This window comes from Paraburkholderia sp. SOS3 (assembly GCF_001922345.1).
Classification (GTDB): Bacteria; Pseudomonadota; Gammaproteobacteria; order Burkholderiales; family Burkholderiaceae; genus Paraburkholderia.
Window position 1 is genome coordinate 912547 of record NZ_CP018811.1, and the last position, 26102, is coordinate 938648.

Consider the following 26102-nt stretch of genomic DNA (forward strand, 5'->3'; position numbering starts at 1 on the left):
CACGCTGTGCGCGATGGCCTTTCGTTTTGATGGCCGCGTTACAGCGTGCGCTTCGACGTGCGTTTCGGCGTGAGCACGGACGGCAGTGCTTTGGGCAATGCGTCTGGCCAATCGCGGCTGAAGTGCAGACCGCGGCTTTCGCGCCGCGACCGCGCGCCTTCGACGATCAGCGACGCGACGTCGACGAGGTTGCGCAGTTCGAGCAGGTCGCGACTGACCTTGAAGTTAGCGTAAAACTCGTGGATCTCGTCGCGCAACAACGAGATCCGATGCTTGGCGCGCGCGAGACGCTTGTCGGTGCGCACGATGCCGACGTAATTCCACATGAGCCGCCGCAATTCGTCCCAGTTGTGCGCGACCACGACTTCCTCGTCCGGGTCCGACACGCGGCTCTCGTCCCACTCGGGCAACTGCGCGTGGACGGCTGCGCGAAAGCCTTCCTGTTCGATTGCCGCAGCGGCCGAGCGGCCGATCACGAGGCACTCGAGCAGCGAGTTGCTGGCGAGTCGATTTGCGCCGTGCAGACCGGTGCAGGACGTTTCGCCGACCGCATAGAGACCCGCGACGTCGGTGCGGCCCGCGAGATCCGTCACCACGCCGCCGCAGGTGTAGTGCGCCGCGGGCACGACCGGAATGGGCTGCTTCGTGATGTCGATGCCAAACTCGAGGCAACGCGCGAGGATGGTCGGGAAGTGCTCGTGCAGGAACGCGGCCGGCTGATGACTGATGTCGAGATACACGCAATCGATGCCGCGTTTCTTGATTTCGAAGTCGATCGCCCGCGCGACGATATCGCGCGGCGCCAGTTCGGCGCGCTCGTCGTGAGCGGGCATGAAACGCGTGCCGTCCGGCAGCTTCAGCAGGCCGCCTTCGCCGCGCACCGCTTCGGTAATCAGAAACGACTTCGCGTATGGGTGGAACAGGCACGTCGGATGGAACTGGATGAACTCCATGTTCGAAACGCGGCAGCCCGCGCGCCATGCCATCGCGATGCCATCGCCGGTCGCGGTGTCGGGGTTGGTCGTGTACAGGTACACCTTGCCCGCGCCGCCCGTGGCGAGCACCGTGTGCGGCGCTTCGATCGTGACCGTGCGGCCCGTATTGAGATCGAGCGCGTAGAGGCCGTGGCAGCGGCGGCCCGGTAGACCAAGGCGATCTGACGTGATCAGATCGATCGCATGGTGGTCTTCGAGCAGCGTGATGTTCGGATGCGCGCGAACCCGTTCGGTGAGCGTCGCAACGACCGCGTGGCCGGTTGCGTCCGCTGCATGAATAATGCGCCGATGACTGTGGCCGCCTTCGCGCGTGAGGTGAAAGCCGAGCTCGGCCGCGTCGTCTTTGGTGAACGGCACACCTTGTGCAATCAGCCATTCGATCGCTTCGCGGCCATGCTCGACGATAAAGCGCGTAGCCGCTTCGTCGCATAGCCCACCGCCCGCAACCAGCGTGTCGCGCACATGGTTTTCGACGCTGTCGGCGGAATCGAGCACTGCTGCGATGCCGCCTTGCGCCCAGTCGCTCGCGCCATCGGTCAGCGACCGTTTGGCGATGACCGCCACCCGCCGCGACTGCGCGAGGTTCAGCGCGACGCTCAATCCGGCAAGACCGCTTCCGACAATCGCTACATCGAAATTCATCTGCTGCATCTCCATCATGTTTTTGCTGGCGCGGCGATGGGTATGCCGCTTGGCCGTAGGAAATCAAAGAGCATACGCGCCACTGACCCCGAGGGAAAGCTGGCCGAACGGCCGATGGGGAAAACCAGCAAGCGTAGGCAAGAGTCGGCAAGAGTCGGCGGACGGCGCCGATAGCGGTGAATCGACCCGCAAAAATAAAAATGCCCCGCACTGGGCGGGGCATTTTTTGAAGGAACAAGACTTACTTGATCTTGGTTTCCTTGTACGCGACATGCTTGCGTATGACGGGATCGAACTTCTTGATCTCCATCTTTTCGGGCATGTTGCGCTTGTTCTTCGTGGTCGTATAGAAGTGACCCGTGCCGGCGGTGGATTCCAGCTTGATCTTGTCGCGTGCGCCTTTGGCCATGATTTAGCTCCTTACGCTTCGCCGCGTGCGCGCAGGTCGGCGAGCACAGCGTCGATACCGTTCTTGTCGATCAGGCGCAGGCCGGCGGTCGAAACGCGCAGGCGCACCCAACGATTCTCGCTTTCAACCCAGAAACGGCGGCTTTGCAGATTCGGAAGAAAACGACGCTTGGTCTTGTTGTTCGCGTGGGAAACGTTGTTGCCGCTCATCGGCGCTTTCCCAGTTACTTGGCATACGCGTGCCATGAGAGCACTCCTAATACGCTTTAAATTCTGAGCCCGAACGCCGTATAAGCTTCTGGAATGAGGCGCCGGGGCGACTGTTCGCTCTGACTGCGCTGCCAGAAACAACACGCTGTGAAGTTCCGCGCCGCCATGCGATTCTGCCGTTGATTCCCGTCCATTCCGGAAGACCTTGGAAGGCGCTTCGAACAGGGTTACAGGTTGGAAAGAGGCAAACCGCGATTCTAGCAGAAAAAAACCCGCAAAATCAAACTTTTTGCCAGCCGGGAATCGCGCGAAGTGGTCGCCGAATAAGTTCAAAGCGGCAGTCAAGGCAGGAGTCAAAGCAGGCCATTGCGGGCGAAGGAGTATACGTCTTTCGCACCGACCACGACATGATCGAGCAATCGCACGTCGACGAGCGCGAGCGCGTCGCGCAGCATTCGTGTGAGTTGCCTGTCGGCGGCGCTCGGCTTCGCCGCGCCCGATGGATGATTGTGCGCGACGATCAGGCCCGCCGCGTTCAGCAGCAGCGCGCGCCGCACGATTTCGCGCGGGTAGACGGCCATCTGCGTGAGCGAACCGCGCGTAAGCTCTTCCGCCCGGATCAGCCGGTGCCGCGCGTCGAGATAGAGGCAGTAGAACACTTCGTGCGGCTGACCGCCGATCGTCAGACGCAAATAGTCGTCGACGGCCTGTGGCGAGTCGAGCAGCGAGCGGGTTTCGAGTTCCTCGAGGAGCGCGCGCCGGACCATTTCGATGACGGCGAGCAACTGCGCGATCTTGGCGCGGCCAATGCCGTGCAGGCCTTCGAAGTCGTCTTCGGTTGCCGTGAGGATGGCCCGCATCGAACCGAAGCGCCCCACCAGCGTGCGCGCCATCTCGAACACGTTGTGGCCCGTCTGGCCGGTGCAAAGCATGACCGCGATCAGATCCGCGTTCGACAACACGCTCGGTCCCTGCTTGAGCAGCCGCTCGCGCGGCAAGTCGTCCTTCGGCGACGAGCGCCGCCGGCGGCCTGTGGCCTGTTTCGCAGGCAGGGCCACGCGGTCGACCGACGCCGGGGCTGCCGAGGCGGACTCAGCCAACGCAGGGTCGGGCAGCGCAGAATCTTGCGACACCGGCAAAAAGCCCGGCGCCGCGTGTTCGCGCGCGATGCAGATACCGTCGTTCATTTCAGCAGCCTCCCCGGCGAAGTGTTACGCGGCTTCTCGCCGCAGGTGAGCGGTCCGAACCGGTCACGGATATGTGGCTTACAATAGATCCTTTGCGCGAGGTGCCCCGACATGGGGCGCGCTCGCGTAAGACACCCCGGCGCCGCGCTACACGCGCAGCCGCAGGGCGCGCCGGATGCACCGCGGCGCACGCGCACTGCCGAGGGCCGCCTTGCTGACGGCCGCTTGGCGCTGCGGCGCCCGGCGCCTTCCGACCGAACGAGTACTGCATGAGCATCATCGACATCTCCGAAGTGAAACCGGGTTCGCACGTCACGCTTCATTACCGGCTTTCGCTTGCCGAGGGCGCCGAGATCGTCAACACCTTCGCCGACAAGCCGGCCACGCTGCTTTTGGGGGCAGGCCAACTGGCGCCGCCGCTGGAAGATATTCTGCTGGGATTGAAGGTCGGCCACCATTCGACCTTTCGGCTAACGCCCGAGCAGGCCTTCGGTCCGCGCAATCCGGATCTGATCCAGCGCGTGTCGCTTGCCACGCTGCGCGAAAACAGCATGATCGGTGAGGATTTTTCTCCCGGCGATCTCGTCGAATTCAATGCGCCCGGTGGCGGCCGCTACGCGGGCGTGCTGAAAGAGGTCGGCGAAACCTCGGCCCTGTTCGATTTCAATCACCCGCTCGCCGGCCAGGCGCTGGCGTTTGAAGTGAAAATCATCGGAATCCTGTAAACATGAGCATCATGGACACGACTCTCGCCGAAACGGAAATCCTGCTGGCGCAGCCACGCGGCTTCTGTGCCGGCGTCGACCGCGCGATCGAGATCGTCGAGCGCGCGATCAAACTGTATGGCTCGCCGATCTACGTGCGCCATGAAATCGTCCATAACGCGTATGTGGTCGAGGACCTGCGCAAAAAGGGGGCGATCTTCATCGAACAGCTCGACGAAGTGCCGTCGGGCAGCACGGTCATCTTCAGCGCGCACGGCGTGTCGAAGGCGGTGCGCACCGAAGCGGAGTCGCGCGGGTTGCGCGTCTACGACGCTACCTGTCCGCTTGTCACGAAGGTGCATATCGAAGTGGCGAAGATGCGCGCGGAAGGGTTCGACATCGTGATGATCGGCCATAAAGGGCACCCCGAAGTCGAGGGCACGATGGGTCAGACCGAGCAGGGCATGTACCTCGTCGAAGATATCGAGGATGTGCAGGCGCTCGAACTCGCCGACCCCGACCGTATCGCGTATGTCACGCAGACCACGCTGTCGGTCGACGATGCCGCGGAAATCATCGCGGCATTGAAGGCCAAATATCCGCAGATCCGCGAGCCGAAGAAGCAGGACATCTGTTACGCGACGCAGAACCGTCAGGACGCCGTGAAATTCATGGCGCCGCAGTGCGACGTCGTCATCGTGGTCGGCAGCCCGAACAGTTCGAATTCGAACCGCTTGCGCGAACTCGCGGAGAAGCTCGGCGTGCCCGCGTATATGGTCGATTCGCCGGACCAGATCGACCCGAACTGGGTCGTGGAGAAGAAACGCATCGGCGTCACGGCGGGCGCCTCGGCGCCCGAAGCGCTGGCGCAGGCCGTGATCAGCCGCCTGCGCGAGATGGGCGTGCGCAACGTACGCGCGCTCGACGGTATCGAGGAGAACATCGCGTTCCCGTTACCGCGCGGACTCGGTCTACCAGCCTGAGGTCAAGGCGATCGGAGCGACCGGGTCCGGTCGCGTCGAAAAAGCGCGTCTCGACGGCGTCGACGACGCGCTTTTTTTAACCCCCACATTCGATAAATAAGTTCCACATCACACCCGAAAGCTATTTCAGGTGTGTCTGTGCGCACAGTTTTTGCCAAGTTTGCGGCGTAATTTGATCACAAACCACCAATCGTTCCCCTATTTAATCGATCGAAGAGGGGTCAATGCTGTCCGATTTCGCACCGAATTGGTGCTTGTGGCATGGCCCGATTTCTGTGCGCGGAGCGCGAGCAGCGTCATTCGAAAAATCGGTTCTGTCCTTTCGCCACAAGGCTCGCAAGCAACACACCGTGTTGTCTCAAATGGTGCAACTGCGGAGTGAAAATGCATTGCAACCCGGTTGCGCCAAATGCGCGCTACGGATCTCAAAATCCGGTTGCAATGCAGGAAAACCCTGCGCATTCAAGAATATTGCCCATCCCATAATTGGAGTTACAATGCGCGCGTTCTTAAGGCTTCAGGCGCTTCGGAACATTGGATTTAGCAAGGCGCAGGAGACCTATTTGATGCATTTCAAGTTTGCTTTCGCCGTGTCTATCGCGGCCGCGGTCGTGATGTCGGCCGGGTGCAGCAAGAAGAACGACGGTGAAGCGAGCACGGCGGCATCGGCAGCAGCGACGGCCGCGGCTGCGTCGGCAGTGCCGGCGGGCGCGAGCGGAGCAAACGGCGACTCGAATTCGGCGACTATCGTGAAAATCGGCCACGCGGCGCCGCTGACCGGCCCTATTGCGCATCTGGGCAAGGACAACGAAAACGGAGCGCGGCTCGCGGTTGAGGAAATCAATGCGCAGGGTCTCACGATCGACGGCCGCAAGATCCAGCTCGAACTCGATGCGCAAGACGATGCAGGCGATCCTAAAACCGGCACCCAGGTCGCGCAGCGGCTCGTCGACGATCACGTGGTCGCCGTGATCGGGCATCTGAATTCGGGCGTGTCGATTCCGGCGTCGAAAATCTATAGCGATGCGGGCATCGTGCAGATTTCGCCGTCGTCGACGAATCCCGCCTATACGCAGCAGGGGTTCAAGACCACCTACCGCGTGGTTGCCACCGACGCACAGCAGGGTCCCGCGCTCGCGAACTATGCAACGAAGGCGCTCAACGCGAAGCGGATCGCGGTGGTCGACGATGCGACCGCGTATGGCAAGGGTCTCGCCGACGAATTCGCGAAGACCGTGCAGGCGAGCGGCGCGACGATCGTTGCGCGCGAGGCGACGAATGACCGGGCAACCGACTTCCGGGCCATTCTCACGAGAATCAAAAGCGTTCAGCCGGACGTGATCATGTACGGCGGCATGGACGCAACGGGCGGACCGTTCACCAAACAGGCGGCGGCGCTCGGCATCAGGGCAAAAATCCTTGGCGGCGACGGCGTGTGCACCGACAAGGTAGAGGAACTGGCGGGTCAAGCCGTGCAGAACCTCGTATGTTCGGAAGCAGGACTGGCGCTTTCGAAAATGGAGCGTGGCGCGGACTTCGAGAAGAAGTACGACGCGCGCTTTCACACGCCGGTGCAGATTTACGCACCGTTCACGTACGACGCCGTATACGTGATCGTCGACGCAATGAAGCGCGCCAATTCGATCGACGCGCCCAAGGTGCTGGCTGCGATGCCGTCCACCGATTACAACGGGGTAATCGGTCACATCGCATTCGACGACAAGGGTGATCTGAAAGAAGGCGCCATTACGCTTTACGACTTCAAGGACGGCAAGAAAACCGTTCTCGACGTCGTGAAGATGTAATGACGGAATAAAGCGTGGCGGCACCGAACCATCCATCGGTGCCGTTTTTGCATCCGCATCGAACGCGGGCGTGGTTGCGACCCAGCCGCGCGCATGTTCGATACGAATAACCCTTACCGGTCTTTTATATCAGTACCGCAGTGCCGTTGCGATTCCGTAATGCACGACCGCCAACCCGGCCGGTCGTGAACGTGAATCCAGTCGCACGGGCCAAGGAGCATTAAATGGATATTTTCATCCAGCAGATCATCAACGGACTGGTGCTTGGTAGCGTCTACGCCATCATCGCACTGGGCTATACGATGGTGTACGGCATTCTGGGCATCATCAACTTCGCGCACGGCGATGTGTTGATGATCGGCGCGATGGTCGCCTTGTCGGCGATCGGCGTGTTGCAGAATCACTTCCCGGGCCTCGGCAACGTGCCGACGCTTTGTATTGCGCTGATCATCGCCGCCTGCGTGTGCGCGGTGGTCGGCTACACGATCGAGCGCGTCGCCTACCGGCCGTTGCGCCGCGCGCCGCGTCTCGCGCCGCTGATCACCGCCATCGGCGTGTCGATCCTGCTGCAGACGATCGCCATGATCATCTGGGGCCGCAATCCGCTCGCTTTCCCGCAGTTGCTGCCGACCGACCCGATCAACGTGATCAAGGCGACCGACACGAATCCCGGCGCCGTGATCTCGATGACCGAAATCGTCATCATCGTCGTGGCGTTCGTTGTGATGGCCGGCCTGCTGCTGCTCGTGCACAAGACGAAGCTCGGCCGCGCGATGCGCGCGATCGCCGAGAACCCGGCCAATGCATCGCTGATGGGCGTGAATCCGAACTTCGTCATTTCCGCGACCTTCATGATCGGTTCCGCGCTTGCCGCGCTGGCCGGCGTGATGATCGCGTCCGAGTACGGCAACGCGCACTTCTATATGGGCTTCATTCCGGGCCTGAAAGCGTTCACGGCGGCGGTGCTCGGCGGTATCGGCAACCTCGGCGGCGCGATGGTCGGCGGTGTGCTGCTCGGCCTGATCGAACAGCTCGGCGCCGGCTATATCGGCAACCTGACCGGCGGCGTCTTCGGCAGTAACTACCAGGACGTGTTTGCGTTCGTCGTGCTGATCGTCGTGCTGGTGTTCCGTCCGTCGGGCCTGCTCGGCGAACGTGTTGCGGATCGTGCCTGACCTCGGGCGATATCGGGCCAACAGGAGTAGATAACCATGACCTCAATTCAACCGATCGAGCCGTCCACGACGCTCATCCCCGAGAAGAACATTACGAAGACGCTGGTGGTGGGCATCATCACGGCGGTGTTCGTGATCGCCGCGCCGATGATCATCGGCGCCGCCGGCGGCAACTACTGGGTGCGCGTGCTCGACTTCGCGATGCTGTACGTGATGCTCGCGCTCGGCCTCAATGTGGTGGTCGGCTTCGCCGGCCTGCTCGATCTGGGCTACATCGCGTTCTACGCGATCGGCGCGTACACCGCGGCGCTGCTCACGTCGCCGCACCTCACGTCCCAGTTCGCGTGGATCGCCGCGCTGTTCCCGAACGGCCTGCACGCGCCGATCTGGATCGTCGTGCCGCTCGCGATGGCGCTCGCGGCGCTGTTCGGCGTGCTGCTCGGTTCGCCGACGCTGCGGCTGCGCGGCGACTACCTCGCGATCGTCACGTTGGGCTTCGGTGAAATCGTGCGGATCTTCATGAACAACCTCGACCGTCCCGTGAACATCACGAACGGGCCGAAGGGCATCACCGGCATCGACCCGGTGCACGTCGCCGGCTTCAACCTGTCGCAAACGCATACGCTGTTCGGGTTCACGTTCCCGTCGGTGTACATGTATTACTACCTGTTCGTGCTGTGCTCGCTGCTCGTGATCTGGACCTGTACGCGTCTGCAGCACTCGCGTATCGGCCGCGCGTGGGCCGCGATCCGCGAAGACGAGATCGCCGCGAAGGCGATGGGCATCAACACGCGCAACGTGAAGCTGCTCGCGTTCGCGATGGGCGCGTCGTTCGGCGGCCTGTCGGGCGCGATGTTCGCGGGCTTCCAGGGCTTCGTGTCGCCGGAGTCGTTCACGTTCTGGGAATCGGTCGTGGTGCTCGCCTGTGTGGTGCTGGGCGGCATGGGCCACATTCCGGGCGTCATTCTCGGTGCAGTGCTGCTCGCGGTGTTCCCCGAATTCCTGCGCTCGACGATGGGCCCGCTGCAGCATTTTCTGTTCGGCCATGAAATCGTCGATACCGAAGTGATCCGTCAGCTGCTGTACGGTCTCGCGATGGTGCTCATCATGCTGTACCGCTCGGAAGGCCTGTGGCCGTCGCCGAAGCACGAGGACAAGATTGCGAAGCTGGCCAAACGCAACGGCAAGAAGCCGGTGCGCGCATAAGGCCGGGGAGAAACACATGAGCGATAAAAACATTCGACTGTCCGTGAAGGGCGTGAACAAACGCTTCGGCGGCCTGCAGGCGCTGTCCGACGTCGGCCTGCAGATCGAGGAAGGTTCGATCTACGGACTGATCGGCCCGAACGGCGCCGGCAAGACCACGTTCTTCAACGTGATTACGGGCCTCTACACGCCGGATTCCGGCGAATTCAAGCTCGACGGCGAAAACTACACGCCGACGGCGGTGTATCAGGTGGCGAAAGCGGGCATCGCGCGTACGTTCCAGAACATCCGCCTGTTCGGCGGCATGACCGCGCTCGAGAACGTGATGGTCGGCCGTCACGTGCGCACGAAGCACGGCCTGTTCGGCGCGGTGTTCCAGACGCCGTCCGAGCGCCAGGAAGAGCGCGAGATCAAGGAGCGCGCGCTCGAACTGCTCGAATATGTCGGCGTGCTGCAATACGCGGACTACACGTCGCGCAATCTGTCGTATGGCCACCAGCGGCGCCTCGAAATCGCGCGCGCGCTCGCGACCGATCCGAAGCTGCTCGCGCTCGACGAGCCGGCGGCCGGCATGAACGCGACCGAAAAGGTCGAACTGACGAAGCTGCTCGACAAGATCCGCAGCGACGGCAAGACGATCCTGCTGATCGAACACGACGTGAAACTGGTGATGGGCCTGTGCAACCGCATGACAGTGCTCGATTACGGCAAGGTGATCGCCGAGGGTCTGCCGCAAGACGTGCAGAAGGACCCGAAGGTGATCGAGGCATATCTCGGCGCGGGGGTCCACTGATGGCTACGGCGATGTTGAAAATCAAGGGCCTGCAGGTCAACTACGGCGGCATCCAGGCGGTCAAGGGTGTCGACATGGAAGTCGCGCAGGGCGAGCTCGTCACGCTGATCGGCGCGAACGGCGCGGGCAAGACGACGACGATGAAGGCGATCACGGGTCTCAAGCCGTACTCGGCCGGCGATATCGAGTATATGGGCCAGTCGATCAAGGGCCTGCCCGCGCACGAGCTGTTGAAGCGCGGCCTCGCGATGGTGCCGGAAGGCCGCGGCATCTTCGCGCGCATGTCGATCCTCGAGAACATGCAGATGGGCGCCTATCTGCGCAAGGATAACGACGGCATCAAGAAGGACGTCGACCGCATGTTCGGCTTCTTTCCGCGCCTGAAGGAACGCGCGACGCAGCTGGCCGGCACGCTGTCGGGCGGCGAGCAGCAGATGCTCGCGATGGCGCGTGCGATCATCAGCAAGCCGAAGCTGCTGTTGCTCGACGAGCCGTCGATGGGGCTCTCGCCGATCATGGTCGAGAAGATCTTCGAAGTGGTGCGCGAGATTTCGAAGGAAGGCTTGACGGTGCTGCTCGTCGAACAGAATGCACGTCTCGCGTTGCAGGCTGCGAATCGCGGCTATGTGATGGACTCGGGCACGGTCACGATGTCGGGCGACGCGAAGCAGATGCTCGACGATCCCAAGGTGCGTGCGGCGTATTTGGGCGAGTGATCGGGTAAGCCGATGGCACTGCTTTGCCCGGCTTCAGGTAGCCGGGCGCCAGTGCGAATAGAAAGAGGGCTGTGTGCAGGCGATGCACGCAGCCCTTTGTTTTGTTTTTGGCTATTCGATCCGTTCTATTTGCGCTTTGTCACGCGCGCATGGCGAGTCATGCAGGTTGCGGCGACCCGGCGCGGTCGCTCGAAGCGAGATCGGACAGTTCGCCAAGCCGCTTGCCGAGACTGACTACGTCATCCATCCGGTAACCGAGCCGCTCGTAGAACGCGCGGATCTCGCCCTTCGCGCTCAACACCTGCAGATTCACTTTCGGGCAGCCGCGCGCCGCGAGCGCCGCTTCGGCGTACCGCACGAGCTGTGTGCCGATGCCGCGCCGGCGCCGCGCGCTGTCCACCGCGAGCGAATACATCCATCCACGGTGCCCGTCATAGCCAGCCATCACGGTGCCGACCACACGTTCATCGTCTATCGCGACGAAGAACAGTTCGGGCTGCGTTGTGAGCTTGTTCGCGATCGACAGCTGTGGATTGCGCTGCGGGCGCGTCGGATCGCGGTATTCGGGGAACGCGTCGCGCCACAATGCGATCACCTGTTCGGTGTCGCTCTCGGCGAAACAGCGGATCGAGATTCCGTTCGGGTTCGACGTCGCAGGCGTAGTCATAGGCACACTCTGTTATTGGTCAAAGCGAATCGAGCACGGTACGCAGCATCTTCATCATCTGGTCGATTTCGTCGTTCGTGACGTTGAGCGCCGGCATGAAGCGCAGCAGGTTCGGCCGCGCGGCGTTCAGCAGCAGTCCATCCGGCTGCATGAGGCGCGCTTTTTCGACGATCTGGGTGCCGATGTCCTTGCCGAGCAGCAGCGCCCGCAGCAGGCCTTCGCCGCGTTCGCCTTCGAAGCCGCGTTCTTTCGAAAGATCGAGTAGTTGCGCGCGCAGATAGTTGCCGCGTTCGCGAACGCCTTCGAGGAAGCCCGGCGCGCACAGTTGCGAGATGACCGAATAGCCGACCGCCGTCATCAGCGGATTGCCGTTGTACGTGCCGCCCTGATCGCCGGCCTCGAACACTTCGAATTCGTTTTTCGTGAGCAGCGCGGCGAGCGGCACGCCGCCGCCGATGCCCTTGCCGAGCGTCATCACATCGGGCTCGATGCCCGACAGCTCATAGGCGAAGAGCGTGCCTGCACGGCCGCAGCCGCTTTGCACTTCGTCGACGATCAGCAGCACGTCGTGCTTTTTCGTCAGCGCGCGCAGTTGCTGCATGAACTCGCGCGTTGCCGGAATCACGCCGCCTTCGCCCTGAATCGGCTCGAGCATCACGCCGACCGTCTTCTCGTTGATCAGCTTTTCGACCGAGGCGATATCGTTCAGATCGGCCTTCGGGAAGCCCGGCACTTGCGGCGCGTAGATCGTGTCCCAGCCGGCCTTGCCGCTTGCCGACATCGTCGCGAGCGTGCGGCCATGAAAGCTGTGATCGAACGTGATGATCTCGTACGCGCCGTTCTTGTGTTTCTTGCCCCACTTGCGCGCGAGCTTGATCGCGCCTTCGTTCGCTTCGGCGCCGCTATTGGCGAAGAACACCTTGTCGAAGCAGCTGTGCTGCGTGAGCAGCCCCGCGAGCTGCGCCATCGGTTCGTTGTAGAACGCGGGCGACGGGTTGATCAGCAGACGCGCCTGCTTGTCGAGCGCTTCGATCATGCCTTCGTTGCAGTGCCCGAGGCTGTTGACGGCCCAACCCTGAATGAAATCGAGGTAGCGCTTGCCGGTATTGTCGTAGAGCCATGAACCCTTGCCGTGCGTAAAGACGACTTCGGGCCGGTTCGTGATGTACATCAGCGACTCGATCGGGTACTCATTGAAATTCATGGCGACACTCCGGGCAGCAGGGAAAGAAGAACGCAAGAGAGCGGTAAGGGAATGCAATATGCAAACAAAAAAAGCCACACGCCAAACAAAAAAGCCACGGCATGCCGTGGCTTTCATGATCCGAATCGCGAGTGACGTGTGATGCACCGACGCGAATTCATAACGAAGCCACGCGCCCCTAAGGGAGCGGCGAGCGGCGACGTCGGAGTTCGGACTGGATGCGGTTCATGCGCGCAAGAATACGACAAGGCCGGCGGCGCTGTAAACCATAAATTTGCGGAAGTTGGCTGTGAGACAGCCGATCAGACCGGGTGCGCGAGATCGGCCGCGCTCGTGAACGAATCCGCGTAGAACTCCTCTTCGGGCAGGCGATGATGCTGCGTGAAATCGCGCTGCGCCGATTCGACCATCACCGGTGCGCCGCAGGCGTACACCTGATAGCCGGACAAGTCTGGCAGATCTTCGATGACCGCACGATGAACGAAGCCGGTGCGGCCCGTCCACGCGTCGGTCGCGTCCGGCTCGGACAGTACCGGCACGAACCTGAAGTTCGGAATCTCCTTCGCCCATTGCTCGGCGAGCTCGAGCATGTAGATGTCTTTCTTGCGGCGCGCGCCCCAGTAGAGCGTCATTGGCCGCTGCAGATTCTTGAACACCGCATGCTCGATGATCGCCTTGATCGGCGCAAAGCCCGTTCCCGACGCGAGCAGAACGATCGGCTTCGCCGAATCCTCGCGCAGGAAGAATGTGCCGAGCGGCGCTTCGAAGCGCAGGATGTCGCGTTCCTTCATCGCGCCGAAGACGTGATCGGTGAACGTGCCGCCGGGCATATGGCGGATATGCAGCTCGATCGGTCCTTCGTTGTGCGGCGGCGTGGCCATCGAATAGCTGCGGCGCTTGCCGTCCTTCAGGATGAATTCGAGGTACTGCCCGGCCAGATATTGCAGACGCTCGTTGGCCGGCAACTGCAGTTTCAGCACGACGACGTCGTCGGCTTTGCGCTCGATCGAGTTGATGCGGCACGGCAGCTTCTTCACCTGCATGTCGCCGACACCGCTGATCTCGCGCACGTCGACCTCGAGGTCCGAGGTCGCCGTCGCGCAGCAGAACAGCGCCATGCCACGGGTTTTTTCATCGTTGGACAGCGCTGACGAAGAATGCGGGCGCTGTTCGACCTGACCGGAGAGGACCGTGCCTTTGCACGAGCCGCACGCACCGTTCTTGCAACCGTACGGCAGGCCGATGCCCTGGCGCAGCGCGGCGGTCAGCACCGGTTCATCCGGTTCCACCTGAAACTGCCGGCCGCTTTGCCGGATCGTTACGTTAAAAGCCATAGATCAATCGAACTCGAAAAGTCAGTAATTCGTGAGAGCTTTCATCGCGCGGGCCGCGAACGGCGAGATCGCCAACCAGCCGGATCGCCGCGAGCCGCGACGCCCCTCACACGGCCGCGTATCGCTCGCGCCGCCGCGCCGGGCCTGCGTCGTGCGCCGATGCAAGCAGCCATTGACCGCTACAATGCGTGCACGATGAATGCGACACGAACCTTGCGCAGACCGCGCGTGCTGATCGTCGGATGCGGCGATGTCGGAACGCGCTGCGTACAGCAATTGCGGCAACTGCGGCACTCCACGCGCGTCTTCGCGCTGACGAGCCATGCCAGTCGTTGTGCCGAGCTGCGTGCGGCCGGCGCGATTCCGCTCGTTGGCGATCTCGACCTGCGCCGCAGCCTCGCACGCATTGCCGGTCTTGCGCCGACCGTGTTGCATCTCGCGCCGCCGCCGAAAACCGGCGACGACGACGCGCGCACGCGCGCGCTGCTCGCCACGCTTGCCGCGCGACGCATACGGACCACGCGCGCGACGCATGTGTCGCCTACGCCTGTCGGCAGACAACGGCGCTTGCGCGCCGCGTGGACGCCATACGCAACAGCCCAAACGCATATTGTACCCGACGGACCGCGGCGAGCCCGCCGCCCGCGCGTGCTGCCGCGCATCGTCTACGCGAGCACGAGCGGGGTGTATGGCGATTGCGGCGGCGCGCTGATCGACGAGACGCGCGCGGTGGCGCCGGAGAACGCACGCGCGAAGCGGCGCGTCTCGGCGGAGCGGCAGTTGCGTCGCGCGGCGGCACGCGGCGCCGTCAGCGCATGCATCGCCCGAATCCCGGGCATCTACGCGGCGAACCGTTTGCCGCTCGCGCGGCTCGAACGGCACACGCCTGCGCTTGCCGATGCCGACGACGTCTACACGAATCACATCCACGCGGACGATCTTGCCGCGATCCTGCTGCGGATGGCGACGCACGGCCGGCCCTCGCGCGTCGTTCACGCGTCTGACGACAGCACGCTAAAGATGGGCGAATACTTCGACCGCGTCGCGGACGCGTACCGACTGCCTCGCGCGCCGCGCGTGTCGCGTGCCGAAGCGGAGCAGCAGCTCGAGCCGATGATGTTGTCGTTCATGCGTGAGTCGCGACGTCTTGCGAACGAGCGGCTCAAGCGCGAGTTGAAGGTGCGCCTGCGCTATCCCGATGTCGACGGTTTTCTGCGCTCGATGCACGAGCAATCAGATTAGTCCCGGCAACGCCTCGAGCAGCAGAAAACACAAGAGGCCGCCGATCAGCGCACCGACGAGATTCGGGTCGTATTTGTGCCTGACATGCATCGCGACGACAACGCCGATCAACGTCAGTGCGGCGAGACAAACGAAACCCATCATCACGTAGGAAATCGCGAAATTGCCGTAGTGGATCATGGCGCCTCCCTCGTCTTTCTACTCTTTGTGAAATCAAGTATAGAAGGCGAGGCAGGCAACGGCATGCTGCGTCGCAGCGCTGCCGCGGTGTTTCGCGGCGGTTTCGTACGGAGTCCAACGTAGACGCGCGCGTGCGGTTCGCGCGGCGGTCGCTTCGGTTCCGCCTCAGTTGCCGCTTCAGTTGCCGCTGCCGCTTCGGTTACTGCGCAGCGCGGCGAGTTCGGTGTCGTCGAGCCATTGCCACGCACCCTCAGGCAAATCCGCAGGCAATGCAAAGCCACCGACGCGTTCGCGATGCAACGCTTCGACACGATTGCCCGCCGCCGCCACCATGCGCTTGACCTGATGGTATTTGCCCTCGAGCACGGTCAGTTCGAGCGTGTACGTGTCGCGCGCATGTGCCGCCACCGCGGCGACCGGTTGTGTCTCGCCATGCAGCAACACACCGCTGCGCAATGCGTCGAGTTGCGGGTCGTCGAGCGGATGGCGCGTCGTGGCGATGTAGACCTTCGGCACCTTTCGCTTCGGCGAGGTGAACGCGTGGACGAACTTGCCGTCGTCCGAGAGCAGCAGCAAACCGGTGGTGTCCTGATCGAGGCGGCCGACGCTTTGCACGCCGCGCACCGCGAACTGCGGCGGCAACAGACTGAACACACTCAGATGATGTTGCGGCTCGCGCGAACACTCATAGCCGGCCGGCTTGTTGAGAACCAGGTAGGCGAACTCGCGATAAGGCCACGCGATGTCGTCGACGGTGAACGTGAGACCGGCGACATCGAGGTCCGCGTCGGGATCGGTCAGCACGGCCTCTGCGATCGAGACGCGGCCGTCCGCGATCAGCGCGCGACATTGCCGGCGCGAGCCGAAGCCCTGCGAGAAAAGAATGCTTTCGAGATTCATGACGCGGTGATGGACGGTGTGCGGGACCGCACCGGCGCGCACGTTGCGCGACGAAAGCGTGCATTTTACCCATGCACGGCGCAGAGGCCCGCTTGCTGAATCTGCGATTGCAGGTTGTCTCGCGTTCGGCCGCGTAGTCAGACCGCGACCGCGCCGCTGCTACTGCTTGCTGAATTCGCGCGCAGCTTTGTCGATTGCATCCGCGGTCGCGCCGGCGTGCGCGACCGTGACGAGATGGCTTGATGGAATCTCGACGATCTTCGCACCGATGCGTTTCGCCATCGAGCGCTGAATATCGGACGACACCGCGCGGTCCTTTGTCGTGACGATGTACCACGATGGCCGCGTTTTCCAGGCGGCCTTGTCGACTTTCTCTTCGAACGCAGCGGACGCGATCGGCTGCTGCGCCGTGGCGAGGACACGCGTGAGATTGGGCGGCACGTCCGCTGCGATGCTCGCGCGATACTCGTCCCGATCGAGCCACAGAAAGCCGTTCGCGTCGCGAATGATGTTGTCGCTGGCCGGCATTTTCGGCCCGCGTTTCAGGATGTCCATCGGCGATTCGCCGATGTCGGGCGCAATCGCCGAGACGTAGACGAGGCCGACCACTTTCGGGTCGTCCGCGCCTGCTTCCGTGATGACCTCGCCGCCCCACGAATGGCCGACCAGCACGGTCGGGCCGTCCTGTTGCGCGAGCACGCGCTCGGTGGCGGCGACATCGTCGGCGAGCGACGTTAGCGGATTCTGCACGGCGCTGACGTGGTAGCCCTTCTTCTGCAGGCGCGCGATCACGCCGTTCCAGCTCGAGCCGTCGACGAACGCCCCGTGCACGAGCACGATATTACGCACCGGCCCGTCAGCCGACGACGCGGTTTGTGCATGGACGTTCTGCACGATCGCGGCGGCCGTCGACAGGCACAGAAAAACGGCACAAAGCAGACGTTTTGTCGACATGTTGCATCCTTTTCCGAGCCGGGATTACGGCAACATACCTAACCCGAGAATGCGTAGCAACCGCTAATGCGTCGCAGACGGTGCGGTTGGTCACGCGGCAGGCGACGAAGCGCATTGCCGTCCATGCACCGACCGCGCACGACGCGCGACCTAACATGTAGGAAACCGCACGAACGATACAATGGCGCCTTTTTTTCGGGCGAATCACAAGTTCGGCCGGAATCCGATTCCACACCATGGAGCGAGGCATCTTGCATAGTTCACCTCATCACGACGGTCTGAAACGCGGTCTGAAAAACCGCCATATCCAGCTGATCGCGCTGGGCGGCGCAATCGGCACGGGGCTTTTTCTCGGCTCGTCGAGCGTGTTGCAGGCAGCCGGGCCGTCGATGATTCTCGGCTATGCGATCGGCGGATTCATCGCGTTTCTGATCATGCGGCAGCTCGGCGAGATGGTCGCGCAGGAACCGGTGGCTGGCTCGTTCAGCCATTTTGCATACAAGTATTGGGGCGATTTTCCGGGCTTTCTGTCGGGCTGGAATTACTGGGTGCTGTATGTGCTCGTGAGCATGGCGGAACTGACCGCAGTCGGCCATTACGTGCATTTCTGGTGGCCCGACGTGCCCGCGTGGCTGTCCGCGCTCGTGTGCTTCGTCGTAGTCAATGCGATCAATCTCGCCAATGTGAAGGCCTATGGCGAAACCGAGTTCTGGTTCGCGATCGTTAAAGTGGCCGCGGTGATCGGCATGATCGTGTTCGGCGGCTATCTGCTGATCAGCGGCGAAGGCGGTCCGCAGGCATCGGTGACGAATCTGTGGCGCGACGGCGGCTTCTTCCCGCACGGTTTTCACGGACTCTTCATGACGCTTGCCGTCATCATGTTTTCGTTCGGCGGACTCGAACTGATCGGTATCACGGCAGCGGAAGCGGCGGAACCGCAAAAGAGCATCCCGAAGGCCGTCAACCAGGTGATCCATCGCATTCTGATTTTTTATATCTGCTCGCTTGCCGTGCTGCTTTCGCTGTATCCGTGGAGCCAGGTCGCCGCCGGCGGCAGTCCGTTCGTGATGATCTTTTCGCAGATTGGCTCGAGCGTGACCGCAAATGCGCTTAACGTCGTTGTGTTGACCGCGGCGCTTTCGGTTTACAACAGTTGTGTGTACGCGAACAGTCGCATGCTCTATGGGCTGGCGGAGCAGGGCAATGCGCCGCAGGCGCTGCTCAAGGTCAATGCACGCGGCGTGCCGTACAGGGCGATCGGCGTCTCGGCTGCTGCCGCGTTCTCGTGCGTGATCGTCAACTATCTGATTCCGGCGAAGGCGCTCGATGTGTTGATGGCGCTCGTGGTCGCCGCACTCGTGCTCAACTGGGCGTTGATCAGTCTCACGCATCTGAAAACGCGGAAGGCGATGCTCGAAGAAGGGCAGACGCTTGTGTTCAGGTCGTTGTGGTTTCCGTTCAGCAACTGGATTTGCCTCGCGTTCATGGCGATGGTGATCGTCATTCTTGCGATGACGCCTGGTTTGAACGTGTCGGTAGTGCTTGTGCCGATCTGGCTTCTTGTGATGTGGGTGGGTTATCGGATCAAGGAGCGGCGTGCGCCGGTAGCGGTTTGATTGTTGAGGCGCGAAGCCGGTGCAGCGGGGGCGTGACGGGGAGCGGCGGGGAGCGGAGAAGAGAAGTCGGATGACTGGTGCCCAGGGCCGGACTCGAACCGGCACGCCTTGCGGCGGGGGATTTTGAGTCCCCTGCGTCTACCTGTTTCACCACCTGGGCAGGCCGTGCGGCGCAAAGCATGTTTCGAATAGACGAAGCAGACGAAACCGCGCGCAGTGAAGTCGGTGATTATCGCTGAAAACACGACGGCCGGCAAGTTGGGCCTCCGCCAGGCGAGGCTGCGTCAAACGGTCCGCGAAAACTGCCGCAACGCGCTCCCGGCATGCTTGGCGTCGTGCTCGAGATACCGGTCGAACACCATCGCGATGTTGCGCACGAGCATCCGTCCGGCCACGTTCACTTCGAGCTTGCCGCCGCCTGCCGATACCACGGACACGAGCCCGTCGTCCTCGAATGCACGCAGCCGCTCGAGCTCCGGCGCAAACGCATCGGCAAAGCGGATGCCATACGCCGCTTCGAATTCGTCGAAGCGCAGTTCGAGGTTGCACATCAGTTCGACGATGATGTCGCGGCGCAGCCGGTCGTCGGCGGTGAGGCGCACGCCGCGCCGGATCGCAAGGCGGCCCGCGTCGATTGCCGCCGCGTAGGCGGGCAGGTCGGTCGCGTTCTGTGCGTACACGTCGCCGACCTTGCCGATCGACGATGCGCCAAAGCCGATCAGATCGCACGCGGCCCGCGTGCTGTAGCCCTGGAAATTGCGATGCAGCGTACGCTGCGCTTGCGCGCGCGCGAGTTCGTCGGTGGGCAGCGCGAAGTGGTCCATGCCGATATACACATAACCGGCCTCGGTCAGGCGCTGCACGACGCGCTGCAACAGCGCGACACGTTGCTCGGGCGAGGGCAGCGTCGCCGGGTCCATCTGCCGCTGCATCTTGAAGCGCTGCGGCATGTGTGCGTAACCGAACACCGATAGCCGGTCCGGCGCGAGCGCGATGATCGTGTCGAGCGTGCGCTCGAAGCTCGCGACGCTCTGATGCGGCAAGCCGTAAATCAGGTCGACGCTGATCGAGTGAAAGCCGCTGGCGCGCGCCGCGTCCATCACGGACTGCGTCAGTTCGAGCGGCTGGATGCGATTGATCGCGCGCTGCACGACCGGGTCGAAATCCTGCACGCCAAGGCTCAGCCGGTTGAAGCCGAGCGAGCGCAAGTGTGCGATCGTTTGCGGCGATGCTTCGCGCGGGTCGACTTCGATCGAGATTTCCGTGTCCGGCTCGGGACGCAGGCGGAAGTGCTCGCGCGTCGCAGCCATCAGTTCGGCCATTTCGTCGTCGGACAGAAAGGTCGGCGTGCCGCCGCCCCAGTGCAGTTGCGACACCGCGCGCGACGTGTCGAAGCACGCGGCCTGCAGCGCGAGTTCGCGCTTCAACCGGTCGAGATACGGTCGCGCACGCGCGCGATTTTTCGTCACGACCTTGTTGCAGCCGCAGTAGAAGCAGACGGTGTCGCAAAACGGAATATGGAAGTACAGCGACAGATCCGTGTGCCCGGCACCGGGATCGGCGGCCGCGCGCAGATAGTCCGCCGGGTCGAAGTCTTCGCGGAACTGCAGCGCGGTGGGGTAGGACGTATACCGTGGGCCGTTCGTGCTGTAGCGAGCCAGCAGATCCGGGCGGAACAGAGTGTCGGCAGTGTGCATCGTCGAGGTCCGGGGCGCCATGTGAACGGGGCGCATCGTTCTTGATCGACCCAGTGTAAGGTTGCGGCGCGCTTCGACATTGCGTGAAAAGGTCGCATGCGGCGCAATGGCACAATGCGGGGTCGGGCGTGTGCCGCGGTTGACCGCGAGCGCCCGCATCAGGTCATGACGTTTCAGGAAAATGCAGTGATGCTCGACGTTTCGCTGGAAGCAGCCGATGTTGCCGATCACGCGTGCCGCCCCGGCTGCGGCGCGTGCTGTATCGCGCCATCCATTTCGAGCCCGATACCGGGCATGCCCGACGGCAAGCCGGCCGGTGTGCGCTGCGCGCAACTCGGCGACGATCTGCGTTGCGCGATTTTCGGCAAGCCCGAGCGGCCGGCCTGTTGTTCGGGTTTGCAGCCGCAGGCGGAGATGTGCGGTGCGTCGCGTGCCGAGGCGCTCGTCTGGCTCGCGCGGCTCGAGCACGATACGCGGCCATTCATCGCGACCGCGACATCGGCCGCGACCACACGAGGAGAACAACAATGACTCGACCCGCTGCGCCGGCCAGGCGCCGCTTCCTGCTCGCGTCGGCTGCGACCGGAGCCGCCGTGCTGTCGCTGTCCGCGTGCGCGGCATCGATTTTTCCGTTCATTCCGGACCACTACACGTTCTCGCAACAGCAGGTGCAGGACGCGGTGCAGCGCAAATTTCCGTATCAACGGACTGTTTCGCAGGTGTTCGACGTCGCGCTGAGCAATCCCGTGGTGGGCCTTCTGCCGGACACCAATCGCGTCTCGGTGCGGCTCGATGCGCGATTCGCGAGCCCGTTTCTCGCGCAACCGGTGGACGGCGTGTTCACGCTGTCGAGCGCGCTCGAATACGACGCTGCCAGCCGTTCGGTCGTGCTGAGGCAGCCGAGCGTCGACAACGTCGCGGTGAGCGGCGACGCGCAGGCCTACGCGCAGCAGATCAGCGCGGCAGCCGGGTTGCTCGCGACACAGCTGCTCGCCAACTATCCGGTCTACACCTTCAAGCCCGAGCAGTTGCAATTCGCCGGTGTTTCGTACGAACCCGGTACAATCACGGTCCTTACAAACGGCATACGCGTGCAGATCATCGAAAGGTGACGCACTCGCGGCCGGACGGGCCGCATCTGCCGCATGTGCCAGTGCTCAGGCGACCCGTTGCGCTCAACGGAAATTAACCGCAATAAAGGTCGCCGATGGACTGGATACTCACCTGCAAGGCGCTGATTCTCGGCGTCGTCGAAGGCTTGACGGAGTTTTTGCCGGTGTCGAGCACCGGGCACCTCATCATCGCGGGGCATCTGCTCAAATTCAACGCGCCGCAGGCGAAAACCTTCGATGTCGTGATTCAGCTAGGCGCGATTCTCGCCGTGTGCTGGGAATTCCGGCAGCGCATCTTCAATGTCGTGGTGGGCCTGCCGGTGCGCGCCGACGCACGGCGCTTCGTATTGAACGTGATCATCGCGACGATTCCCGCCATCGTGCTCGGGCTGCTGTTCGAAAAGACGATCAAGGCGGTGCTGTTCGCGCCGGTGCCCGTTGCGCTCGCGCTGGCGATCGGCGGCGTCATTATTCTTTGGGTCGAATCGCGCCAGCGCAACGGCAATGGCGTGCAGACGTTCATTCATTCGATCGACGACCTGCGCCCGCTCGATGCGCTGAAGGTCGGCCTCGCGCAATGCTTCGCGCTGATTCCGGGCATGTCGCGCTCGGGTTCGACGATTATCGGCGGCATGCTGTTCGGGCTCGACCGGCGCGTCGCGACCGAATTCTCGTTCTTCCTCGCGATTCCGATCATGTTCGGCGCGACCTTCTACGAGGTCTACAAGGATTGGCACGCACTGTCGGCCGATGCGCTGGGGATGTTCGCGGTCGGCTTCGTCGCCGCGTTCATCAGTGCGTTTGGTTGCGTGCGCTGGCTGTTGCGCTATGTCGCGTCGCACGATTTCACCGCGTTCGCGTGGTACCGGATCGGCTTCGGGCTGCTGGTGCTCGTGGTCGGCTACAGCGGCGGGTTGAGCTGGGCCGACTGATTCAGCCTGCCGTCGCGCGGCGCCTGAAGATCAGATCCCACACGCCGTGGCCGAGCCGCAGGCCGCGGCGTTCGAATTTCGTGACCGGGCGATAGTCGGGACGCGGCGCGTAGGCCTCCGCCGTGTTTTCGAGCGCGGCCTCCGCGCCGAGTACTTCGAGCATCTGCTCGGCGTAGTTCTGCCAGTCGGTCGCGCAGTGCAGATAGGCGCCCGGTTTCAGACGCGACACGAGCAGCGCGACGAACTTTGGCTGGATCAGCCGGCGCTTGTGGTGACGCGCCTTGTGCCACGGGTCCGGAAAGAAGATGTGCACGCCATCGAGGCTCGCGGGCGCGATCATCTGTTCGAGCACTTCGACCGCGTCGTGCTGAACGATGCGAATGTTCGACAAGTTCTGTTCGTCGATCAGCTTCAGCAGCGCGCCGACGCCGGGCTCATGCACTTCGACGCCAAGAAAATCGTCTTGCGGACGGCGCGCCGCGATGTCGGCCGTTGTCGCACCCATGCCGAAGCCGATCTCGAGCACGCGCGGCGCGCGACGCGCGAATACGGCGTCCCAGTCGGGCTGCTGTTCCGCGTAGGGCAGCACGAAGCGCGGGCCGAGTTCGTCGAGCGCGCGGCGCTGGCCCGTGGATACGCGGCCCGCGCGTGTGACGAAGCTGCGGATGCGGCGCATATGCAGGGCTTCGGATGATGCCGCGTGCTGTTCGTCGGCCGTGGCGTGCGCACCTGCGGGCGTGCCAGCTGTGCCTCGCCCGGCTTCGTTGGCGTGGCTGTCGTTCGCGTCACTCCCGGATGGACGCGTGGAAGGGGCAGAAGGATCGTGCGGCAAGCCGGCTTCGTTCGGGTCGTGGATCATTTGTCGGTGGGTGCGAGGCGATCAGCGCGCAGCTTTAATCTTGAATTGGTATTGGGATCGGCACCGGTCGCGCCGTGGGTTTGCCGGTTTGCCGCTGCGGATTGAAGCACTGGATCGCCGCTCTGGGCCAAAATGGGCCGATTGGCTAGCTGCGAGGACTGCACGGCTGATTGAGCGGAAGCAAGCAGCGGAAGCAAGCAGCGAAACCAGTACGCGAAACCAGGCGACGGCGCTTTGTGCCACGCCACGAACGCGGCAGTGGAGCGGGCGATGGGAATCGAACCCACGTCTCTAGCTTGGGAAGCTAGGGTAATAGCCATTATACGACGCCCGCGGAGCGCGCCATTTTACGCGGATTCGAGTGATTTACGCAAACCGCGGGCGAACGGCAAGCAAACGGCGCCGCGCGCCGCGCGTTGCGTGTAAAACCCGCGGTGGCCGACAAAACCGAAGCCGACCGCCGATCAGATCCCGAACAATGTCAGCGACACCGCGGCGCGAGTCACCACCATCAGCAACACCTGCACAATCACGAACAGCAGGATCGGCGACAGATCGATGCCGCCGAGACGCGGGATGATCTTGCGCAGCGGGTCGAGAAATGGCGCGGTCAGCTGATAGAGAATCGGCATCGCCGGCGAGCGCGGGTTCAGCCACGACAGCAGCGCCATCAGGATGGTCAGCCAGATCAGCAGGTTGAGCGCCCATTTGACGACGGTGAGCACCGCGACGATCAGCAGCGACGGCATCAACGCGATCGGATCCACCCCGACGATCACCACCATCAGCACGACATAGACAATCGCCGTGATCAGCGTGGCAACAATGCTCGCCCAGTCGATCAGGCGCGCATTCGGCAAGATTTTGCGCAGCGGCAGCACAAGCCAGTTCGTGACCTGGAACACCGCGCTCGACACCGGGTTATACGGCTGCATCCGGACGAATAGCAGCCATGCGCGCAGCAGCAATGCCGCGCCGAAAAGCGTGAAGATCGTATTGAGCAGAAAACGGGCGATATCGCCGAACATCTTGTTGTCCTTTCCTTCAGTATGCGTCCGGCACAGCGCGGACTCGGCGCCAGTCCCGAATACGGGTTCCGGCGTGTGGTTGCGTCATATGATCCCATGAACCGCCGTTCGCGCCCCCGATGCGCCTGAACAGCAGCCGCGAAGTACAACGAAAAACGGCAGTAGAAAACGGCCGACAGCAAGCAGCGCGCGGTGTGCCGCGCCGTGCGCCCCGTACTGCCGCCGTCACTGCACGGTCACTTCGAAACCTTGACCTCGCTGATCATGACCTGCGGAGGGCCGCCATCGTAGTAATTCGGCACGTCGCCCAGCAGTTGATCGGCAACGGGCGTGAACGCCTGATAGAACGCTTCGGCCGTGTCGAACAGGAAATGGCCGACCGCGAAATACGGCGGCGCCGATCCGGGCTGCCCGCCGGTGACGCCGGCGTCGACCGACCAGCCCTTGAGTGCCGCGCCGAACAGCTTCGCGGCGAGCGGCATGTGCGAGCCGCAGTAGTAATCCATATCGAAACGGCCGTCTGGCCGATACGCGTAGAACAGATAGACGTTGATCATTGTGTGTTCTCTCGTCGGTTGGTTCCGGCCTCGCGTGCGGCGGATCGCACCGCACGCCGGTCGTCACATTATCACGGCTTACTGAACGCCTGCACTGTGCGGCGCCCCGCCCGGCACGTCTCCAGACACGATCTGCCGCATCGCGTGCTGTGCGTGCCACGTGGTGTGGCGATCTCTCATTTTCCGGCCGGCCAATGTCGTCGCAGAGCGCATTCAACATCCTAGTTGCTTTTCCGCCACGAGCGGCCGACGTGCCGAACAAACGTCGATGCCGCCACGGGCGCGGGCGACGCGCAGCGCCCGTCGATCTGCTCATTGCCTATCTATCAGGCATTTCCGGTGGTATCTGCCGATTTGCCGCCAAACAGGTAAAGTGATTCAAATGCCCCGTTAAATGCGCCGATTCCGACGGAAAGTGCGCATTAAAGCTGATGAATTGCAACAGTAGAGCAGTGCGGCGATGCTCGCAACGTCAGATAGCGAGCGCGGGATGAGCGGCGTGCGACGCGCTGTGTTCGCTGACGTACCGAAGCCTCGCATCGGCCCGGTTAAAAAGACGATTGCAGGAGGAATGGTGGCGCGAAAGATGCAGGCGCGAAATCTGCTTCACGTGCACCGGCAATGAACGGCAGTCCGTTGGCTTTTCCCTGGTTTGCAGTCAGATTCCGGAGGTCGCGATGAGCATCTTTTCTTACCGAAAGCACTTGCGGTTCTTGACCCATTCCCAGCGCCGTCGCTGGTGGGATCAGAGAAAGCGGCTAACGCCTCGTGTGAAGATCAGTGGCGCGTATGTGCCGCCGAGCGTCACGCGCGAATTCACCTATGTGAAAGTCGGCTGATCGCGAAGCGCGGCGACTCGCGCCGCGCTTCGCGGCACCGCAGTATCTGGACCATACCTATGCCCGGCTCGCGCCGGGCATTTTCGTTTCTGGCATCGACTGTGTGTCCGCCCATGCATGACTCGAGCCGACTGTGAGGCCTGCAGCGAATTTGTAA

Annotated in this window: 26 protein-coding genes and 2 tRNA genes; 12 read left to right on the top strand and 16 right to left on the bottom strand. The window is 62.8% G+C overall.

The genetic code is table 11. The annotated features are described in order from the left end of the window. Window positions 1-38 precede the first annotated feature (38 nt). The 4 genes from nadB to radC all read right to left on the bottom strand — a co-directional run bounded on the left by nadB (window position 39) and on the right by radC (window position 3442). Window positions 39-1646, bottom strand: coding sequence for an L-aspartate oxidase (nadB, locus tag BTO02_RS04135; RefSeq protein ID WP_269668022.1), 1608 nt, complete (start codon window positions 1644-1646; stop codon window positions 39-41). A gap of 232 nt (window positions 1647-1878) precedes the next feature. After that, window positions 1879-2046: a 50S ribosomal protein L33 gene (gene rpmG / locus BTO02_RS04140; protein WP_075155959.1), complete on the bottom strand. Its 168-nt coding sequence runs from the start codon at window positions 2044-2046 to the stop codon at window positions 1879-1881. Between the two features lie 11 nt (window positions 2047-2057). After that, window positions 2058-2291, bottom strand: coding sequence for a 50S ribosomal protein L28 (gene rpmB / locus BTO02_RS04145; RefSeq protein ID WP_075155960.1), 234 nt, complete (start codon window positions 2289-2291; stop codon window positions 2058-2060). A 317-nt stretch (window positions 2292-2608) separates the two neighbouring features. Beyond that, complete coding sequence (radC, locus tag BTO02_RS04150) at window positions 2609-3442, bottom strand: RadC family protein (RefSeq protein ID WP_083614970.1); 834 nt, start codon at window positions 3440-3442, stop codon at window positions 2609-2611. Window positions 3443-3711: 269 nt separating this feature from the next. Between radC and BTO02_RS04155 the strand changes: the two genes are divergently transcribed. The 7 genes from BTO02_RS04155 to BTO02_RS04185 all read left to right on the top strand — a co-directional run bounded on the left by BTO02_RS04155 (window position 3712) and on the right by BTO02_RS04185 (window position 10824). Further along, on the top strand, window positions 3712-4167 hold the full coding sequence (locus tag BTO02_RS04155) for an FKBP-type peptidyl-prolyl cis-trans isomerase (RefSeq protein WP_075155961.1): 456 nt from the start codon (window positions 3712-3714) through the stop codon (window positions 4165-4167). 2 nt (window positions 4168-4169) lie between these two features. Then, the gene (ispH, locus tag BTO02_RS04160) at window positions 4170-5129 is read left to right on the top strand and encodes a 4-hydroxy-3-methylbut-2-enyl diphosphate reductase (protein WP_075155962.1); all 960 of its coding nucleotides are present in this window, start codon (window positions 4170-4172) and stop codon (window positions 5127-5129) included. Between the two features lie 566 nt (window positions 5130-5695). Next, window positions 5696-6934 carry a branched-chain amino acid ABC transporter substrate-binding protein gene (locus BTO02_RS04165; protein WP_075158579.1) on the top strand — a complete coding sequence of 413 codons (1239 nt, stop codon included), beginning with the start codon at window positions 5696-5698 and terminating at the stop codon, window positions 6932-6934. 224 nt (window positions 6935-7158) lie between these two features. Further along, complete coding sequence (locus tag BTO02_RS04170; RefSeq protein ID WP_075155963.1) at window positions 7159-8109, top strand: branched-chain amino acid ABC transporter permease; 951 nt, start codon at window positions 7159-7161, stop codon at window positions 8107-8109. Window positions 8110-8145: 36 nt separating this feature from the next. Next, a complete protein-coding gene (locus BTO02_RS04175; RefSeq protein ID WP_075155964.1) occupies window positions 8146-9315 on the top strand; it encodes an ABC transporter permease subunit in 1170 nt (389 codons plus the stop codon). 16 nt (window positions 9316-9331) lie between these two features. Beyond that, the gene (locus tag BTO02_RS04180) at window positions 9332-10108 is read left to right on the top strand and encodes an ABC transporter ATP-binding protein (protein ID WP_075155965.1); all 777 of its coding nucleotides are present in this window, start codon (window positions 9332-9334) and stop codon (window positions 10106-10108) included. Beyond that, window positions 10108-10824, top strand: coding sequence for an ABC transporter ATP-binding protein (locus BTO02_RS04185; protein ID WP_075155966.1), 717 nt, complete (start codon window positions 10108-10110; stop codon window positions 10822-10824). Before BTO02_RS04180 ends, BTO02_RS04185 begins: the two co-directional genes overlap by 1 nt. Before the next feature lie 157 nt (window positions 10825-10981). On the opposite strand, the gene BTO02_RS04190 is transcribed toward BTO02_RS04185, so the two are convergent. The 3 genes from BTO02_RS04190 to BTO02_RS04200 all read right to left on the bottom strand — a co-directional run bounded on the left by BTO02_RS04190 (window position 10982) and on the right by BTO02_RS04200 (window position 14029). Beyond that, window positions 10982-11491 carry a GNAT family acetyltransferase gene (locus BTO02_RS04190; RefSeq protein WP_075155967.1) on the bottom strand — a complete coding sequence of 170 codons (510 nt, stop codon included), beginning with the start codon at window positions 11489-11491 and terminating at the stop codon, window positions 10982-10984. A gap of 19 nt (window positions 11492-11510) precedes the next feature. Continuing rightward, window positions 11511-12695: an acetylornithine transaminase gene (locus BTO02_RS04195; protein ID WP_075155968.1), complete on the bottom strand. Its 1185-nt coding sequence runs from the start codon at window positions 12693-12695 to the stop codon at window positions 11511-11513. A 302-nt stretch (window positions 12696-12997) separates the two neighbouring features. After that, entirely contained in the window at window positions 12998-14029 is a 1032-nt protein-coding gene (locus BTO02_RS04200) for a CDP-6-deoxy-delta-3,4-glucoseen reductase (RefSeq protein ID WP_075155969.1), read from the bottom strand. A 195-nt stretch (window positions 14030-14224) separates the two neighbouring features. Here BTO02_RS04200 and BTO02_RS04205 point away from each other — a divergent pair, with 195 nt between their 5' ends. Then, window positions 14225-15271, top strand: a complete 1047-nt coding sequence (locus tag BTO02_RS04205; RefSeq protein WP_075158580.1) for an NAD-dependent epimerase/dehydratase family protein — start codon at window positions 14225-14227, stop codon at window positions 15269-15271. Here BTO02_RS04205 and BTO02_RS04210 read toward each other — a convergent pair. The 3 genes from BTO02_RS04210 to BTO02_RS04220 form a co-directional block, all read right to left on the bottom strand. After that, window positions 15263-15451 carry a hypothetical protein gene (locus BTO02_RS04210; RefSeq protein WP_075155970.1) on the bottom strand — a complete coding sequence of 63 codons (189 nt, stop codon included), beginning with the start codon at window positions 15449-15451 and terminating at the stop codon, window positions 15263-15265. The genes BTO02_RS04205 and BTO02_RS04210 overlap by 9 nt on opposite strands. A 177-nt stretch (window positions 15452-15628) precedes the next feature. After that, window positions 15629-16351 (bottom strand): pseudouridine synthase, encoded by a 723-nt coding sequence (locus tag BTO02_RS04215; protein WP_075158581.1) that lies wholly within the window; start codon window positions 16349-16351, stop codon window positions 15629-15631. Window positions 16352-16510: 159 nt separating this feature from the next. Beyond that, window positions 16511-17305: an alpha/beta fold hydrolase gene (locus BTO02_RS04220; protein WP_075155971.1), complete on the bottom strand. Its 795-nt coding sequence runs from the start codon at window positions 17303-17305 to the stop codon at window positions 16511-16513. A 251-nt stretch (window positions 17306-17556) separates the two neighbouring features. Between BTO02_RS04220 and BTO02_RS04225 the strand changes: the two genes are divergently transcribed. Further along, window positions 17557-18921 carry an amino acid permease gene (locus BTO02_RS04225; protein ID WP_232243435.1) on the top strand — a complete coding sequence of 455 codons (1365 nt, stop codon included), beginning with the start codon at window positions 17557-17559 and terminating at the stop codon, window positions 18919-18921. Between the two features lie 75 nt (window positions 18922-18996). On the opposite strand, the gene BTO02_RS04230 is transcribed toward BTO02_RS04225, so the two are convergent. Beyond that, window positions 18997-19081: transfer RNA gene (locus BTO02_RS04230), tRNA-Leu, on the bottom strand. Window positions 19082-19205: 124 nt separating this feature from the next. Next, the gene (gene hemN / locus BTO02_RS04235; protein ID WP_075158582.1) at window positions 19206-20618 is read right to left on the bottom strand and encodes an oxygen-independent coproporphyrinogen III oxidase; all 1413 of its coding nucleotides are present in this window, start codon (window positions 20616-20618) and stop codon (window positions 19206-19208) included. A gap of 165 nt (window positions 20619-20783) precedes the next feature. Between hemN and BTO02_RS33780 the strand changes: the two genes are divergently transcribed. The 3 genes from BTO02_RS33780 to BTO02_RS04250 all read left to right on the top strand — a co-directional run bounded on the left by BTO02_RS33780 (window position 20784) and on the right by BTO02_RS04250 (window position 22662). Beyond that, window positions 20784-21149, top strand: coding sequence for a YkgJ family cysteine cluster protein (locus BTO02_RS33780; protein ID WP_442953434.1), 366 nt, complete (start codon window positions 20784-20786; stop codon window positions 21147-21149). After that, window positions 21146-21730, top strand: coding sequence for a DUF1439 domain-containing protein (locus tag BTO02_RS04245; protein WP_075155974.1), 585 nt, complete (start codon window positions 21146-21148; stop codon window positions 21728-21730). The genes BTO02_RS33780 and BTO02_RS04245 overlap by 4 nt, the downstream gene beginning before the upstream one ends. A 95-nt stretch (window positions 21731-21825) precedes the next feature. Beyond that, a complete protein-coding gene (locus BTO02_RS04250) occupies window positions 21826-22662 on the top strand; it encodes an undecaprenyl-diphosphate phosphatase (protein WP_075155975.1) in 837 nt (278 codons plus the stop codon). A 1-nt stretch (window position 22663) separates the two neighbouring features. On the opposite strand, the gene trmB is transcribed toward BTO02_RS04250, so the two are convergent. The 4 genes from trmB to BTO02_RS04270 form a co-directional block, all read right to left on the bottom strand. After that, window positions 22664-23521 carry a tRNA (guanosine(46)-N7)-methyltransferase TrmB gene (gene trmB, locus BTO02_RS04255; RefSeq protein WP_075155976.1) on the bottom strand — a complete coding sequence of 286 codons (858 nt, stop codon included), beginning with the start codon at window positions 23519-23521 and terminating at the stop codon, window positions 22664-22666. Between the two features lie 259 nt (window positions 23522-23780). After that, window positions 23781-23855, bottom strand: a tRNA-Gly gene (locus tag BTO02_RS04260). 130 nt (window positions 23856-23985) lie between these two features. Continuing rightward, window positions 23986-24549, bottom strand: coding sequence for a YggT family protein (locus tag BTO02_RS04265; protein WP_075155977.1), 564 nt, complete (start codon window positions 24547-24549; stop codon window positions 23986-23988). A gap of 236 nt (window positions 24550-24785) precedes the next feature. Continuing rightward, window positions 24786-25106: an EthD family reductase gene (locus tag BTO02_RS04270; RefSeq protein ID WP_075155978.1), complete on the bottom strand. Its 321-nt coding sequence runs from the start codon at window positions 25104-25106 to the stop codon at window positions 24786-24788. Between the last annotated feature and the right edge of the window lie 996 nt (window positions 25107-26102).